The following is a 15,641-nucleotide window of genomic DNA, read 5'->3' as shown; positions in this document are numbered from 1 at the left end:
TATTAAGCCTTCTTATTGATATATCTGATAATATTACCTTGTAGACAGTAAATATCAGCTAATAAATAGATTCTTTTATAAATAGTGTCGCCGTTTTATAAAAAATTAGATGCAAACGATAGACGTACAGGGCGATACAGGGTAATTTAGGGTCATTAAATTATCTAAAATGAATCAAGTTATTTAAATAAATCAAGAGAATCAATAATGCAGCATTTTCAATCTATTCTTATTGTTATTGGCATTTTAGCTATTGCCGGTGTATCAATTCACGGTTTTTTATTAAACAGAAAAAACAAATTAGCATTAAAAGCTGAACAACAAGCTGAATTAGATGAGCTAGAAGAGCAAGAGCGTGAAGAAGCTGAACTAGAAGAGGAAGTTGATGAGTCTGAAGAGGTTGATGATGAACGATCATTAACACGAGATTTTGATAGTGTCTCTTTTTCTTCACATATAGAAGATGAAAAGGAAGAACTTGAACCTTTTGAATTTAACTTGGGTTCAAAAGCACAGAGTGATAAAGCTGAGGAAGTGAAATTAAATCATGCTCAAGAAAATGATGTCATCACCTCCATTGATCAAGCGATCGCATTATCAGAAGATGACCTGTTAGCGACAGAGACACAAAAATCTAAAAATGAACACTCATTAGAAAAGACTGAAAAAAATACTATCGACACTAAACCAAGCTCAGAAGGCAAGGTAGACAAAGCATCAGAGAATAATGATGATCAAGTTGAATTATTTATATTCAATGTGGCAGCAAGAGAAGGCAAACGCTTAGGGGGTCATGAGTTATTACAATTCTTTTTAACATCAGGGTTCCGTTATGGCGCAATGAATATTTTTCATCGTCATGAGCATTCAAACGGTACTGGCGAAGTGTTATTTAGTATTGCTAATATGATGGCACCAGGTACCTTTGATGTTGATTATATGGAGCAATTCAATTCACCTGGTATTTCATTTTTCTTTACCGCTCCTAATCATAAAATTAGCGTAAATAAATCCTTCGATATGATGTTAAGAGCTGTTGAGCAGGTTGCTGAAGAGTTTGATTGTGAAGTATTAAACGAAAAACGTGAACAGTTTACTCAAGAGCAATTTATCGAATATCGTAAACGTTTAGAAAAATATAAATAAGTGCTGATAGTTAATATCAGGACTGACTTCCTAAGAGAGCCTCGTTTACGAGGTTTTTTTATTAGTAAAAACCAATAAGAGCAAAGATCCATGAGTAATAACAATAAAGTCGAACAACAAATACAACAGTTTAGTGAATTATTAGAAGAATATAATTATCAATATTATGTTCAAGATGCACCTTCTGTCCCCGATGCTGAATATGACCGTATTTTTAAAGCACTACAAAAGCTTGAGACAGAACACCCTGAGCTGTTGTCTACGAATTCACCTACGCAAAAAGTAGGCGGCGCCGCGTTATCTAAATTCGACCAAGTTACTCATCAATTACCCATGCTTAGTTTAGACAATGTATTTGATTCAGAGTCATTGAATGATTTTATGCAGCGTGTAATGGATAAATCGACACTAGCAGAAACGGCTTTTTGTATTGAACCCAAATTAGATGGGTTAGCGGCCAGTATTATTTATGAAAATGGCTTGCTTATTCAAGCTGCTACACGAGGTGATGGTTTAACAGGTGAAAATGTTACTGAAAATGTTAAAACTATTGCTAACTTACCTCTTAGATTACGTGGTGAAAACATCCCTTCTTTATTGGAAGTTCGTGGTGAAGTCTTCATGTTAAAAGCGGGATTTAATAAATTAAATGAAGGTTTAATTACCGCGGGTGAAAAACCGTTTGTTAATCCGCGTAATGCTGCTGCGGGTAGTTTACGTCAATTAGATTCTAAAGTGGCAGCGGCAAGACCTTTGGCTTTTTATTGTTATTCAGTCGGTGTATTTGAAGGGGAGCTCGCTGATAGTCAATACGCTAGAATCGAGCAGTTAAAAAATTGGGGATTGCCTGTTTCAAGTGAAGTGAAACGTGTCGTTGGTGATGATGCTTGCCATGATTTTTACACTAATATTGCTGAAAAAAGGCCTTCTCTGGCTTATGAAATTGATGGTGTCGTTTATAAAGTAGATGATATTGCTCTGCAACAAAAGATGGGCTTTGTGGCACGTGCACCGCGTTGGGCAATGGCTTATAAGTTTCCTGCTGAAGAAGCTGTAACAACTGTTGAGAATGTTGAATTTCAAGTTGGAAGAACAGGTGCGATTACGCCAGTTGCTAAATTAAAACCTGTTTTCGTTGGTGGAGTGACTGTCTCTAATGCGACGTTACATAATAAAGATGAAATAGAACGCTTAGGGATATTAATTGGTGATGTTGTTGTGGTTCGCCGCGCTGGTGATGTTATTCCTCAAGTCGCAAGGGTTGTTATTGAGCAACGAGATATCGCGAAAACAACTAAAATTCTTTTCCCTGAAACATGTCCTGTATGTGACAGTGATGTTGAACGTATCGAAGGAGAAGCTGTAACTCGTTGTACTGGAGGCTTATATTGCGAGGCCCAACGTAAGCAAGCTATTAAACATTTTGCATCTCGCAAAGCGCTCGATATTGATGGTTTAGGTGATAAGTTAGTCGACATGCTAGTTGATCATAATCTGATCAAAGATCCTTCTCAGCTATTTTCATTAACGGTGCAGCAACTCTCTAGTTTGCCTCGTATGGGAGAAACCTCTGCTAAAAAACTCGTTAATAGTCTTCAATTAAGTAAAAAAACGACCTTAGCGCGCTTCTTATATTCATTAGGTATTCGCGAAGTAGGTGAAGCAACTGCTGCTAACTTAGCGCTTCACTATAAAACACTGACAGCGATTAAAGAAGCGGGTATTGAATCATTGAAAACTGTCAGTGATGTTGGTGAAATTGTTGCTAAGCATCTTTATTACTTTCTGCGTCAAGATCATAACTTAGACGTTATTGAACAATTATTAACGGCAGGTATACATTGGCCTGAAATCAAAGAAGTCGATGCTAGTGAATTACCACTGCTTGATAAAACGTTTGTGATCACAGGAAGTTTTGATGCAATATCCCGTAATGATATCAAAGCAGCATTACAAGCTTTAGGTGCAAAGGTTGCTGGAAGTGTGTCTAAAAAAACTAATACGCTAGTGGCTGGTGCGGCTGCAGGCTCAAAGTTAGCAAAAGCGACTGAACTTGGCATTGAAATATTGGATGAAAGTGCAATATTAACGCTATTAGGAAAATAGGCATCAACGAGTATTAAACAAGTAATATAATCGACTCGTCTTGTATTACTTGTTTGAAGTGAAAATGTTGTAAGTCATTCACATAACTAACATTTGTTTTGTGTATGATGAATTTTAATAAGTGCAATATAAGAACGATTAAGGGATAGATATGAAAAAAATTAAAAATGAATCTCAGTTATTACAGCATGCAACGAAATTGGGTACTGCTTATGCCATTAAAAGAGGGTATGTCGGTATCGATAGCACTACTTCTGCAAAGGATAAACAAGAATGTATTTATCGTTTATTAGTGCAAGATAAATTAATTAACTCGCTAAATGAAGCCGACGAAAATACAGCTAATATTCGCCACAAGTTAGTGACTTGGATAATGAAAAATTTACCTGCTGACCATTCACTTTTAAAATAACGTTTAAGTTATTATCGCAGACTGCACTAAATTAACGTTTCCTAGGAACGTATAATAAGTGCAGTTTTTTGCTTTAGTTAACCGTCTTATTTAGTTTTAGCAGGTAATAATGCGGTAATTGTAACCACTACAAAGATAACAACATAGATAGAAAAGCTAACAATTAACCATTGTGGCATTGAGTAATCTAAAAAGGTCCAAACGATATCAGAACAGTAACCTGTTGGGTTAAATAACCACGGAAATAGTTCATGCAATGGTAACCAACTTGGAAAGTTTGGATAAAAGTCGCAAGTGGCAAAAGGCGATGGATTCATTTGATAGTCAGTATGCTCCATGGCTAATAACAATCCCCAAATTGAACCTACGCCCCAAGTAGCAAAAGCAATAAGACGGACAAGTAGATTGTGAGGTGCGCTCGCTCCGATTAAACCTGCAGCGACGATAGCAAGCATAGTAAGGCGTTCATAAACGCACATAACACAAGGTTCAAGTTTCATGACATGTTGGAAGTAAAGTGCACATAATTCCATTGTTAATGCACTGGCTGCCAGTAATAACCAAGGCCAACGTTGTAATGAAAGTGCTTTTAAATTTGAAATCAATGGATTCTCCTAATAGAATATTTCAACTTAATAAGTTCTATTGTACCTCTTAAAAGTTCAATATAAACAGAGGATTACTGAGGAAAATTTAAATAATTTAAGACACATTAAAAATTACACCTAATTTAAGCATTTAATGGTACTGTTTTTCTAAACAGTCATCGTTGAGTTGAATGAATATGTTAAGATGTCGCGATATGATATTGGAAAACCAGAATAACCATGATAATGAAAGTTAAAGGCCCTGCTGATGTAGCAGAACAATACCTGATTGAGTCTATTTGGAACGGTACGATACCGATCCATTCCGAGTTACCTGCGGAAAGACTGTTAGCGGATAAAATAGGTGTCACTCGCACAACTTTACGTGAAGTATTGCAACGATTATCGAAAGAAGGGTGGATAACCATTCGTCACGGTAAGGCAACTAAAGTTAATGATTTCTGGGAAACGTCAGGATTAAATGTTTTAAGTACATTAACGCGTTTAGATAAGGAACGTCGTGGCGATTTTATTGACCAACTAATGTCTGTAAGAACAAATATCAGTACGATCATTTTACGAATGGCTGCAAAACATAATAGTAAAAGCGTTATTGAATTCTTAAAAGATATTCCTGCCGTTGATGCGAGCAGTGAAGTCTTTACTGAATTTGATTATCGTTTTTATCATCATGTTGCTGTTTCATCGAATAATATGATTTACGTATTGATTTTAAATGGCTTACAGGATTTATATCGTAAAGTAGGTATGTTTTATTTTTCCAACACGGAAGCAAAATTAATCGCACTATCATTCTATGCTGATATTAAAACAGTATTTGAAGAAGGTGATGGACAACAAATCATGCAAATCGTACGAGATTCTGCATTTGCAAGTGGCAAAATTTGGCTACGTTTGCGTGATCAATTACCGGATAATTTTTTAGATTAAAATCGTTTTATTTATTTTTATTATGCCATTAGGCATTTTTTATTTTTAGGGTTATTTTCTTGTCAAATAGCAAATTATTAAATCACCTATCAGGGGTGCAAAAGTTATTAGAAGTTGGGATTATTGTCAGCGCTTTTGTTGCCATATTTATTACCTTATCCTTATTCACTTTTTCACCTGTTGATCCAAGTTGGTCACAACAGCAATGGGTGACAGAAATTCAGAATTCAGGAGGCAGGGTAGGCGCTTGGATTGCAGATATATTATTTTTTGGGTTTGGTTTTCTAGCCTATCTTATTCCAGTGATCATTGTTTCATTTGCTTGGGCTATATTATGGAAACCAACCTTTACTTTAGAGGTTGATTTTTTAAATCTGAGTTTGCGTATTGTTGGTTTTATTTTTACTTTCTTGAGCTTAAGCGCCTTAATAGCACTGAATGTTAGCGATTATCTCTACTATCCCTCTGGTGGGTTAATTGGCGATATTCTCGCACAAAGCATGTTAGGTTTTTTTAGCTTAGTGGCGGTCAATCTTATATTACTTACTTTTTTAATCTCAGGCACAACGTTGTTGTTTGGGTTTTCGTGGATTCGTTTAATCGATGGTCTTGGCGAATATACGCTTAACGGGATTTCATGGTTAGCTAGCCTACCTAATAATCTTAAGCAAATGAAAGAAGAACGATCTGATAGTGATCAACAACGCTTATTAGATAAACAACAAATGTTGCAAGAAAAGTTAGAGAAAAAACAACAAAAACAAGCAATGAAAGAACAGAAAAAACTCGATAATTTAGCGAACAAAGCGACAGATGAAGTCGATGATATGTTTTTGTCAGAGCAGGGTGATGACTCAGGTGATTCTTTCTTAGGAACTAGTTTTATTGATGAACCAAATGAGGGCGAGCCAGAACTAAATATTGATGATATCGACTGGCAATCAGATGATGTTTCTGATCAAGAGTTTGAACCTATAAGCGCTGAACCTAAAGTAGAAAAAAAGCTAGCGAAGGTCGATTTCTCTCATTTACCAGAACATGCTCGTCCAGTAGAACGATTTGTAGCCGACCAAAATATTGCACCTTTACCCCATATTGATTTATTAGATAGGCCTGACAAAAAAGAAAACCCTATCTCACAAAAAGAGTTAGATACAGCGGCTCGTTTAGTTGAATCTAAATTGCTTGAATTTAAAATAAAAGCGGAAGTCGTTAATGTATTACCGGGTCCGGTGATCACGCGTTTTGAATTAGATTTAGCACCTGGAATGAAAGTCAGTACAGTTAGTAGCCTGGAAAAAGACTTAGCGCGCGCGTTATCTGCAATGAGTGTACGTGTTGTCGATCAAATACCAGGTAAATCAGTTATCGCTTTAGAGCTACCTAATCGCCATCGTGAAATCGTTTATATTTCAGAAGTATTAGATTGCAAAAGATTCCATGAAAGTAAATCACCATTAACAATGGTGTTAGGTGCAGACATTTCAGGACAACCTGTTGTTGTTGATTTAGCTAAAATGCCACATCTTTTAGTGGCAGGTACAACCGGTTCAGGTAAATCTGTTGGTGTTAACTGTATGCTAGTCAGTTTATTGTATAAATCATCACCTGAAGATTTACGTATGATCTTAATTGACCCTAAAATGCTTGAGTTAAATGTGTATGAAGGTATTCCACATCTATTAACTGAAGTGGTAACAGACATGAAAGATGCCGCTAATGCGTTGCGTTGGTGTGTTGGTGAAATGGAGCGTCGTTATAAACTATTGGCTGAAATCGGTGTCCGTAACTTAGCGGGATACAATACCGCAATTAAAAAAGCCAAAGCCGCTGGCGAGCCTATCGTTGATCCATTATGGAAGCCCGGTGACAGCATGGCAGAAAGTGCGCCTGAGTTAGAAAAACTACCCACGATAGTTGTGGTGGTTGATGAATTTGCAGACATGATGATGATTGTGGGTAAAAAGTGTGAAGAGTTAATTACGCGAATTGCGCAAAAAGCCCGTGCAGCAGGAATACATTTGATTCTAGCAACACAGCGCCCGTCGGTTGATGTTATTACTGGTTTGATTAAAGCGAATATTCCGACACGTATTGCCTTCCAAGTATCGAGTAAGATTGATTCTCGTACTATTCTTGGACAACAAGGTGCGGAAACGTTATTAGGCCATGGTGATATGTTGTATATGCCGCCAGGTGTTGGTGTTCCAACTCGTGTTCATGGGGCTTTTGTTGATGACCATGAAGTACATAAAGTGGTCGCTGACTGGAAGAAACGAGGCCAACCAAATTATGTTCAAGAGATTCTTGCCGGTGATGCTGATCTAGATATGTTATTACCAGGCGAACAAGCAGAAGGAGATGAGGACATTGATCCATTGTTTGATGAAGTAGTGAGTTTTATTACAGAAACCCGTAAAGTTTCCATTTCAAGTATTCAACGACGATTCCGTATCGGTTACAACCGTTCAGCTCGTTTAGTTGACCAATTACAAGCGCAAGGTGTGATTAGCGCACCTTCAGGTGCAAACAGTAACCGTGATGTGCTTGCACCACCGCCTATTAAGGATTAAAAATGAAAAAAATTATTATTGCGACATGTTGTGTTTTTATTTCAATGTTTCAAATCGCTCAAGCGCAAACGGATAGCGAGTTATTACAACAAAAGTTATCTAAATTCACTACTATTAGTGCGGACTTTGCACAACAAGTAATGAGTCCTGAAGGACAAATTATTCAAGAAAGTTGGGGTACGTTAACCATCTCTCGCCCTGGTAATTTCCATTGGCAAGTGACTAAGCCAGACGAAGAATTAATTGTCTCAAATGGTGTTGATATGTGGTTATATAGTCCTTTTATTGAACAAGTGACTATCATGAATTTTTCTGATGCTATTGCAGGTACACCTTTTGCCTTATTATCAGGTGCAGATGCCTCTGAGTGGATGAATTTTGATGTAAAAAAACAAGCCAATCAATTTGTTGTTAAAAACAATAAAAATGAATTAAATACCAATACCTTTACCTTTATTTTTGATAATAAAGATAATGTGAGTGAGTTTATTGTGCAAGAAGCACAAGGTCAAAAAAGTACTTTTAAACTTAGCAATAACGATCAAACCGTTAAGTTAAGCGATGATTTCTTTGAGTTTCAAATACCACAAGGTATTGAGATAGATGATCAACGCTAATGCAGGACTTATTTTCAGTCGATAATCAGTTTCAACCTTTGGCCGCTAGAATGCGGCCAAAGAACTTCGACCAATATATTGGTCAGTCTCATCTGATAGCCAAAGACAAGCCATTACGTAAGGCATTAGAAGCCGGATTTGCACATTCAATGATCCTATGGGGCCCTCCCGGCACCGGTAAAACCACATTAGCTGAATTAATTGCTGAATACTGTGATGCGCATGTTGAACGGTTATCTGCCGTCACTTCTGGTATTAAAGAGATTCGTTCTGCTATTGAAATTGCTAAACAAAATCAAGCTGCAGGACGTCGTACCTTATTATTTGTTGACGAAGTCCATCGTTTTAATAAAAGCCAACAAGATGCTTTTCTGCCTTATATTGAAGATGGCACTTTTTTATTTATTGGTGCGACGACTGAAAACCCTTCTTTTGAATTAAACAATGCTTTGCTATCACGAGCGCGTGTTTATTTATTAAAAAAACTCACTGAACATGAAATAGTTGATGTTATTAAACAAGCCTGTGAATCTGAACAAGGCTTGGCAGCGCACAATATTGAATTTACTGAAGGTGTATTAGATAAACTTGCTCAATTAGTGCAAGGCGATGCACGAAAAGCACTTAATTATTTAGAGTTACTCAGTGATATGGGTGAACAACAGCAGGGCAAATTAATAATCGATATTTCGTTATTAATGGAAATAGCTGGTCGAGAAGGTGTTAGCTTTGATAAACAAGGCGATCTTTTTTATGACTTAATTTCAGCCTTTCATAAATCAGTACGAGGTTCAGACCCCGATGCCGCCTTATATTGGTATGCTCGGATGTTAGCTGGAGGCTGCGATCCTCTTTATGTAGCACGACGCTTATTAGCCATTGCTTCTGAAGATATCGGTAATGCCGATCCGAGAGCAATGCAAGTTGCCATGTCTGCATGGGATTGCTTTACTAGAATTGGGCCTAAAGAGGGCGAAAGAGCGATCGCGCAAGCTGCCGTCTATTGCGCCTGCGCAGCTAAGAGTAATGCTGTTTATAAAGCATTTGCAAAAGCCAAACAAGCTGTTGAAGCCTACCCTGATCTTGAGGTTCCACACCATTTACGTAATGCACCGACAGAATTAATGAAATCGCTACATTATGGTGAAGGTTATCGTTACGCCCATGATGAAGTGGGGGCTTATGCCGCAGGTGAAGTGTATTTACCGGAAGCTTTACAAGGTGTTGCGTTTTACGAACCTGTTGAACGAGGTTTAGAAACAAAAATTGCCGAAAAGCTTCGCTATTTAAAAAATTGTGACCAACAAAGTGATAAAAAACGTTATTAACATTGAATAGATTAGGTGCGTGATTGAGTATTTAATGTAAAAGAAAAGAGAACCGATATGAACAGTTTAATGATGAATATTACTTTAGTTGCTTGTGGCGGCGCATTTGGGGCAACTTTCCGTTATTTAATTGGCTTTGGCATAGTTAGCCTCTTTGGAAAAGGTTTTCCTTTTGCTACACTTACCGTCAATGTGATTGGCTCGTTGATAATGGGTTGTATTTATCAATTAGTTCAACAAGGAACAATGTCGAGTTCACCTTGGTGGCCATTAATTGGCGTGGGGTTTTTAGGTGCATTAACCACATTTTCATCATTTTCTATGGATAGTTTGTTATTGATCCAACAAGGTGAGTTGTTTAAAGCAATGTTAAATGTAGTCTTGAATGTTGTAGTATGTTTACTTGCTGCATATTTAGGTACTTTATTAGTTTTGAAAAGTTAGGGAATAAGATGTTAGACGCAAAGTTTTTACGTAATGATATTGAACAAACTGCTGAGTTATTAAAAAAACGTGGATTTGATTTAGATGTTAGTTTACTCAGTGAATTAGAAGAAAAGAGAAAATCGTTACAGGTCTCTACTGAGAACTTACAATCAGAGCGTAATACTCGTTCAAAAGATATTGGCCAAGCAGTAAAACGTGGTGAAGACATCAAACCATTACGTGAAGCAATGAATGAGCTTGGTGAAGCATTAGATAAAGCAAAAGAAGAATTTGCTTTAGTAACTGATCAGATTAAAACGATTTCTGACATGGTGCCTAATTTACCACACGAGTCGGCTCCTATCGGTAAAGATGAAAATGAAAACGTAGAAATATTAACTTGGGGCACCCCTAAAAAATACGACTTTGAAGTGAAAGACCACGTTGAATTAGGTGAAGCGTTAGGCGGTTTAGACTTTAAATCAGCGGTTAAAATTTCTGGTTCTCGTTTCATTGTTATGCAAGGTCAAATTGCTAAATTGCACCGTTCTTTAGCACAGTACATGCTTAACTTGCACACTAATGAACATGGTTATACAGAAATGTACGTTCCTTATTTAGTGAATGCAGATAGTTTGTATGGAACAGGTCAATTACCAAAATTTGGTGATGACTTATTTAATACAAATCCGGCTACTGAAGAAGGTGTTGGTATGTCATTAATTCCAACAGCAGAAGTACCATTAACGAATATGAGCCGTGATGTTATTTATGATGAAACTGATTTACCAATCAAAATGACGGCACATACACCTTGTTTTCGAAGTGAAGCGGGTTCTTATGGTCGTGATACGCGTGGTTTAATTCGTCAGCATCAATTTGATAAAGTTGAAATGGTGCAATTGGTTCATCCTGAAAAAAGTTTTGAAGCACTAGAAGAGTTAACCGGTCACGCTGAACAAGTATTAAAAAACTTAGAGCTACCATATCGTAAAGTTATTTTATGTACTGGTGATATGGGATTTAGTGCAACTAAAACCTATGATTTAGAAGTATGGTTGCCAGCACAAAATACTTATCGTGAAATCTCATCATGTTCAAATGTTGGTGATTTCCAAGCGCGTCGTTTACAAGCTAGATTCCGTCGTACTGGTGCTAAGAAGCCTGAACTATTACATACATTGAATGGTTCTGGTTTAGCCGTTGGTCGTACGTTAGTGGCTGTTTTAGAAAACTATCAATGTGCCGATGGTCGTATTGAAGTGCCAAAAGTATTACAACCTTATATGGGTGGTTTGACACATATTGGTTAGTATTTGAATACGGTGTTTTATGATTACTCTACCGTCGATAAGAGAATAGATAATCATTCTTTACTTGCTATTAATGGATGACAAATTATTAACTATTAACAAGTAAGCACTAGCTAGTAATCAAATACATAAAAAGGAGCTTCGGCTCCTTTTTTACTTTTCATTTTTTACTTTTTTTTGTTATACGATGGGTGCGATAGGTAGGTTTATATTTTTTATCAATGCTTTTTATTTCTGCTGTAAAAGCTAATAGCTCGCTATTATTTTTTAGCTTTTTAGCCATTTAATAAATACAGCTATGCTTTTATTTATAGGTTTTTTAACATCACCCATTAATAGTCATTTATAGCTTTAGTTTTATCAATCACACTAATTAACTGATCTATTTTACTTGTCAAAATAACTTATTTTTTCGTTGTAGGTTCCGTAAAGGAGACAACTATTCAAAAATTAACATTTTTTAGTTAATTCTCCGGCAGATGATTAACTAAGTTAATCTTCGAAAGGCCTCCATTTACGCCTTAAGCTAAGTCATTTATTCAGCTCAAAATTTAGAACACTTATTTAATGTAATTGGTCTTATTACGCTACTTTTTCATTAAGGCCTATCAATGATCATCTACTAATTTATGCCTTCAGTTGCACCTATTAATCTAAAACTAGTGAAATATGCCTATTATGGATAATTAATCTCATGCGTCTAAGTCATGCGTATAAGTAGTGGAGTGATGCTCTTGTTGAATCGTTGATCTATTTACACAAAATATGATGCTGTATTGTCGATGCTTTTAATGATTAATCATGAATACACTTTAATCGTTATCGTTGTAATCACTTAACACTAAATTAGCGGCTGCAAAGGCTGCAGATTCTCTGGTTGTTTCAGGGAGGCTTGTATCGTTTGCTATTTCATCTAATGTTTTAATTGCACAGGTAATTGCTTTAGGTACATAGGCTGCATCACCACTACCAATCAAGTTTATTAAATTCTTTGTTTTATCACTGTACGGGTACATAATCTTTCCTGTGTTGTGCCATTAGTAATGATCTTTATTAAAAACACTTATTAATGATAAATTATTGTATTTATTATCTCGGCTTATTTTAACACTTAAGCATTATTACTATTCATTTAATAATCTCAAACTACTTTATTATTACTTAAACTATAAAAGATTAACCTTAAGTTATTAATATTAAGTTGTTAGAGCATTCTTAATAGTTGATACGATTATAGTTAATTTGATTAAGTGATCACTGATTTTAATCAATTTTGTCACAAGTTATTCATATTGGTCTGTGGAGTATTTTGTGGCTATTAAGCTCAGTACGCATTTTTATTAACACCTACACCAATACCTGCATCACACCTACATTAACTTTTTGTGAAATAAAAAATCCGTTCTTATTTCATTAAGCGATTGTTGTTGCCTACACTTTTTACTTTATAAATTTCTATGTATTAAAGACGTTTTTATTGTTTACAGTAAACAAAGCAGCTTGTATTCGTTGATTGAGCATCTGCTTCAATCGCTAAACGTGTTGTTTCTGATAGTTCGTTTACCCAAGTCACTACGGTGCAATAGTTGCTGCTTTTTAGTAATGTCGATAATAGTGAAAGGTTATCTCCGACCTTGCTTGAATCGATCATTAATACACGACTTTTATCGATTCCTGCCTTTTGGAAAAACTGTGTATTCGGTTTACCAGGAGGAGCTAGGAATAAAATCCAACCGTGATCTTGTCCTGTTTGTATGTGTTCTAACAAAGCTTGGTAGTTATTTTCTTGGTAATGCACATTAACTAATGCATTTGATTTTGCATCACTATTGTCATAATCGCGTAATAAATATGGGTTAGCTTGTGTTGTTGTCAATAATGTAGATAGCATGTGATTCACCTGTATAAATAAACACTGTATAAAACAACAGTAATGTTATTTTGTTTATTGATCAAGCTTAAATTACATAATTAGCTCATTTTTTGTGTTTTATGTCTAATTAATAGACGTTTATGGGGTTTCTAAGTATCGTTAGTAATAAAAAAAGGCAATACAGATTGACTGTATTGCCTTATAAAAAGTGCAAAATTTAGATAACATATTTAATGTAATCGGTATTATTCGTCATTAAGATGTTTAATTTAGTTGAATTTATGTCTTTCAACTATTTCCTTAAATTAAACTAATTACCTTAAATTAAACTAATTTTCTATTTCAAATATTTCTGCGCTATTTAATAAACTACTTTAACGGTTTGACTCACTTGTTTGGCATTTTCAATCGCCTCTTTAATATTTTTACCACGTGCTATCGCCACACCTAATCGTCGTCCGCCATTAATATTAGGTTTAGCAAATAAACGAATCTGTGACCCTGATATTTTGCCTAACGCGTCGGCTACATTTTCAAATTTAATATCCTTTGAAACCCCATTTCCTAAAATTACACTAGAAGCGGAAGGGCCGTATTGTGTAATTTCTCCGATAGGAAAACCTAAAATAGCTCGTACATGCAAAGCAAATTCAGAAAGATCTTGAGATATGAGAGTGACCAATCCTGTATCGTGTGGGCGAGGTGAGACTTCACTGAAATAAACGTCATCACCTTTTACAAAGAACTCCATACCAAATAGGCCGTACCCACCTAAATCAGTCACTACCTTTCGTGCTATTTCTTGTGCTTGTTGCAGTGCTTTTTCTGACATAACTTGTGGCTGCCATGATTCACGATAGTCGCCATCTTCTTGACGATGGCCAATAGGAGCACAAAAATGAATACCGTCAACAGCACTAACCGTTAATAACGTTATTTCATAATCAAAAGGTACAAAACCTTCAATAATGATACGACCTTCGCCTGTGCGTCCTCCTTCCTGTGAATAGGTCCAAGAGTAGTCTAAATCAGCATCACTTTTCACAATACTCTGGCCTTTACCTGAGCTACTCATGACGGGTTTAATCACGCAAGGTTGGCCGATATTTTTTACTGCTTGTAAATATTCTTCTTTAGTATCTGCAAAAATATAAGGGGAGGTTTTTACAGATAACGTTTCAGCTGCTAAACGACGAATACCTTCTCTATCCATCGTTAATTTTGCAGCGCGTGCAGTAGGGACAACATTAAAGCCTTTTTGTTCTAGGGCTAATAAGGTATCTGTGGCAATGGCTTCAACTTCTGGAATAATATAATCAGGTTGTTCAAGGCGAATGATCTCTGCTAAACGCTCTTCATCCAGCATGCTTACTACATGTGAACGATGAGCTACTTGCATAGCTGGGGCATTTTCATAACTGTCTGCTGCAATGACTTCTATACCGAAGCGCTGTAACTCAATAGCCACTTCTTTGCCAAGTTCGCCTGATCCTAATAATAATGCTTTAGTTGCACTGTTTGCTGTTGCACTGCCTAAAATTAAACTCGTCATGTTATTCACTCTCAGTTTGATTAATTAAAAAGATAACTGATAACAATAATAACATTTATTAAAGTGTGCGTTTATGAAAAGTAATAGCGCTTAAAAAAGGAAGTTATATGCAGTGAAATAGTGTTAAAAAGAAAAGGTAATACATAAAAAAGCCCAGCATTAAACTCAATGCCGTTCGGTTAAGAGATTTTAGGCTTATATCTTAACGGATATCTAGATGGAATATAGAGCACTGAACGTGAAAACGTTCGGTGTTTTCTTTTTTTGGGTAAAATAAAATGTTTAACATCTTCTCGCATAAGTTGAAGTTTTTTCGGAATGGTCCCATTACCTGATAGTGCATAGGCTCTTATTTGTGTATCTATAATACAAATGGCAGCAGTGAAACTGATCCGTGTAGGTTCAACCTTCGCTTCTCGCGCAATATTAACCATTTCAAGTCGGATCAAGTTATAACCCAATAATATCCCCCATAGCTCCTGTCGTACTCCTTCGGGAAAACGACTTCTTAGTGTAATTTCCCCATTCAACTGATTGTTTTTAAGCTCCCCAAAACTCTGCTCTATTTCCCATCGCTCCCAGTACACAGACAATAAACCTTCCATTGAATAAGCTGTCGGATCGATTAATGAGGTAATAAAACCTTTAATATCACCCTTTGGATCTTGATAACATATCATTCTTGCTTGCCAAGTCTCTGGTAATGTTGGGTTTTTAGTTCTCGCTTGCGGGGATACGGGCATTTCAATTAATAAAT

General features: G+C 36.2%; 14 protein-coding genes. 9 read left to right on the top strand and 5 right to left on the bottom strand.

Features of this window, described 5'->3' with window-relative positions:
- Positions 1 to 207: 207 nt before the first annotated feature.
- The 3 genes from zipA (at position 208) to SP041_RS06655 (ending at position 3,664) form a co-directional block, all read left to right on the top strand.
- The gene (gene zipA / locus SP041_RS06665) at positions 208 to 1,146 is read left to right on the top strand and encodes a cell division protein ZipA (RefSeq protein ID WP_025563683.1); all 939 of its coding nucleotides are present in this window, start codon (positions 208 to 210) and stop codon (positions 1,144 to 1,146) included.
- A 90-nt stretch (positions 1,147 to 1,236) separates the two neighbouring features.
- A complete protein-coding gene (gene ligA / locus SP041_RS06660) occupies positions 1,237 to 3,252 on the top strand; it encodes an NAD-dependent DNA ligase LigA (protein ID WP_025563685.1) in 2,016 nt (671 codons plus the stop codon).
- Positions 3,253 to 3,403: 151 nt separating this feature from the next.
- On the top strand, positions 3,404 to 3,664 hold the full coding sequence (locus tag SP041_RS06655) for a DUF5062 family protein (RefSeq protein ID WP_025563687.1): 261 nt from the start codon (positions 3,404 to 3,406) through the stop codon (positions 3,662 to 3,664).
- 86 nt (positions 3,665 to 3,750) lie between these two features.
- On the opposite strand, the gene dsbB is transcribed toward SP041_RS06655, so the two are convergent.
- Positions 3,751 to 4,269 (bottom strand): disulfide bond formation protein DsbB, encoded by a 519-nt coding sequence (gene dsbB, locus SP041_RS06650; RefSeq protein ID WP_025563689.1) that lies wholly within the window; start codon positions 4,267 to 4,269, stop codon positions 3,751 to 3,753.
- A gap of 222 nt (positions 4,270 to 4,491) precedes the next feature.
- On the opposite strand from dsbB, the gene fadR reads away from it, so the two are divergent.
- Genes fadR through serS form a run of 6 tightly spaced genes read left to right on the top strand, consistent with a single transcriptional unit; the run spans position 4,492 to position 11,459 of the window.
- On the top strand, positions 4,492 to 5,202 hold the full coding sequence (gene fadR, locus SP041_RS06645; protein ID WP_025563691.1) for a fatty acid metabolism transcriptional regulator FadR: 711 nt from the start codon (positions 4,492 to 4,494) through the stop codon (positions 5,200 to 5,202).
- Positions 5,203 to 5,261: 59 nt separating this feature from the next.
- Positions 5,262 to 7,775, top strand: coding sequence for a DNA translocase FtsK (locus SP041_RS06640; protein WP_025563693.1), 2,514 nt, complete (start codon positions 5,262 to 5,264; stop codon positions 7,773 to 7,775).
- A gap of 2 nt (positions 7,776 to 7,777) precedes the next feature.
- Positions 7,778 to 8,392: an outer membrane lipoprotein chaperone LolA gene (gene lolA, locus SP041_RS06635; protein WP_025563695.1), complete on the top strand. Its 615-nt coding sequence runs from the start codon at positions 7,778 to 7,780 to the stop codon at positions 8,390 to 8,392.
- Positions 8,392 to 9,720, top strand: a complete 1,329-nt coding sequence (locus SP041_RS06630) for a replication-associated recombination protein A (protein ID WP_025563697.1) — start codon at positions 8,392 to 8,394, stop codon at positions 9,718 to 9,720. Before lolA ends, SP041_RS06630 begins: the two co-directional genes overlap by 1 nt.
- Positions 9,721 to 9,777: 57 nt before the next feature.
- On the top strand, positions 9,778 to 10,164 hold the full coding sequence (crcB, locus tag SP041_RS06625) for a fluoride efflux transporter CrcB (RefSeq protein WP_025563699.1): 387 nt from the start codon (positions 9,778 to 9,780) through the stop codon (positions 10,162 to 10,164).
- Positions 10,165 to 10,172: 8 nt separating this feature from the next.
- On the top strand, positions 10,173 to 11,459 hold the full coding sequence (serS, locus tag SP041_RS06620; RefSeq protein ID WP_025563701.1) for a serine--tRNA ligase: 1,287 nt from the start codon (positions 10,173 to 10,175) through the stop codon (positions 11,457 to 11,459).
- A gap of 812 nt (positions 11,460 to 12,271) precedes the next feature.
- On the opposite strand, the gene SP041_RS06615 is transcribed toward serS, so the two are convergent.
- From SP041_RS06615 to SP041_RS06600, 4 genes are all read right to left on the bottom strand, one after another.
- The gene (locus tag SP041_RS06615; protein WP_025563703.1) at positions 12,272 to 12,475 is read right to left on the bottom strand and encodes a YaeP family protein; all 204 of its coding nucleotides are present in this window, start codon (positions 12,473 to 12,475) and stop codon (positions 12,272 to 12,274) included.
- A gap of 458 nt (positions 12,476 to 12,933) precedes the next feature.
- A complete protein-coding gene (locus SP041_RS06610; protein WP_025563705.1) occupies positions 12,934 to 13,350 on the bottom strand; it encodes a SulA-like leucine-rich domain-containing protein in 417 nt (138 codons plus the stop codon).
- A 343-nt stretch (positions 13,351 to 13,693) separates the two neighbouring features.
- The gene (gene purT / locus SP041_RS06605; RefSeq protein ID WP_205961176.1) at positions 13,694 to 14,884 is read right to left on the bottom strand and encodes a formate-dependent phosphoribosylglycinamide formyltransferase; all 1,191 of its coding nucleotides are present in this window, start codon (positions 14,882 to 14,884) and stop codon (positions 13,694 to 13,696) included.
- 179 nt (positions 14,885 to 15,063) lie between these two features.
- Positions 15,064 to 15,641 (bottom strand): transposase (locus tag SP041_RS06600; protein ID WP_137297478.1); only part of this gene is annotated, 578 nt, incomplete at its 5' end.

Source organism: Psychromonas sp. SP041, assembly GCF_000470315.2.
Classification (GTDB): Bacteria; Pseudomonadota; Gammaproteobacteria; order Enterobacterales; family Psychromonadaceae; genus Psychromonas.
This window is presented reverse-complemented; position numbering and strand designations above follow the sequence as displayed.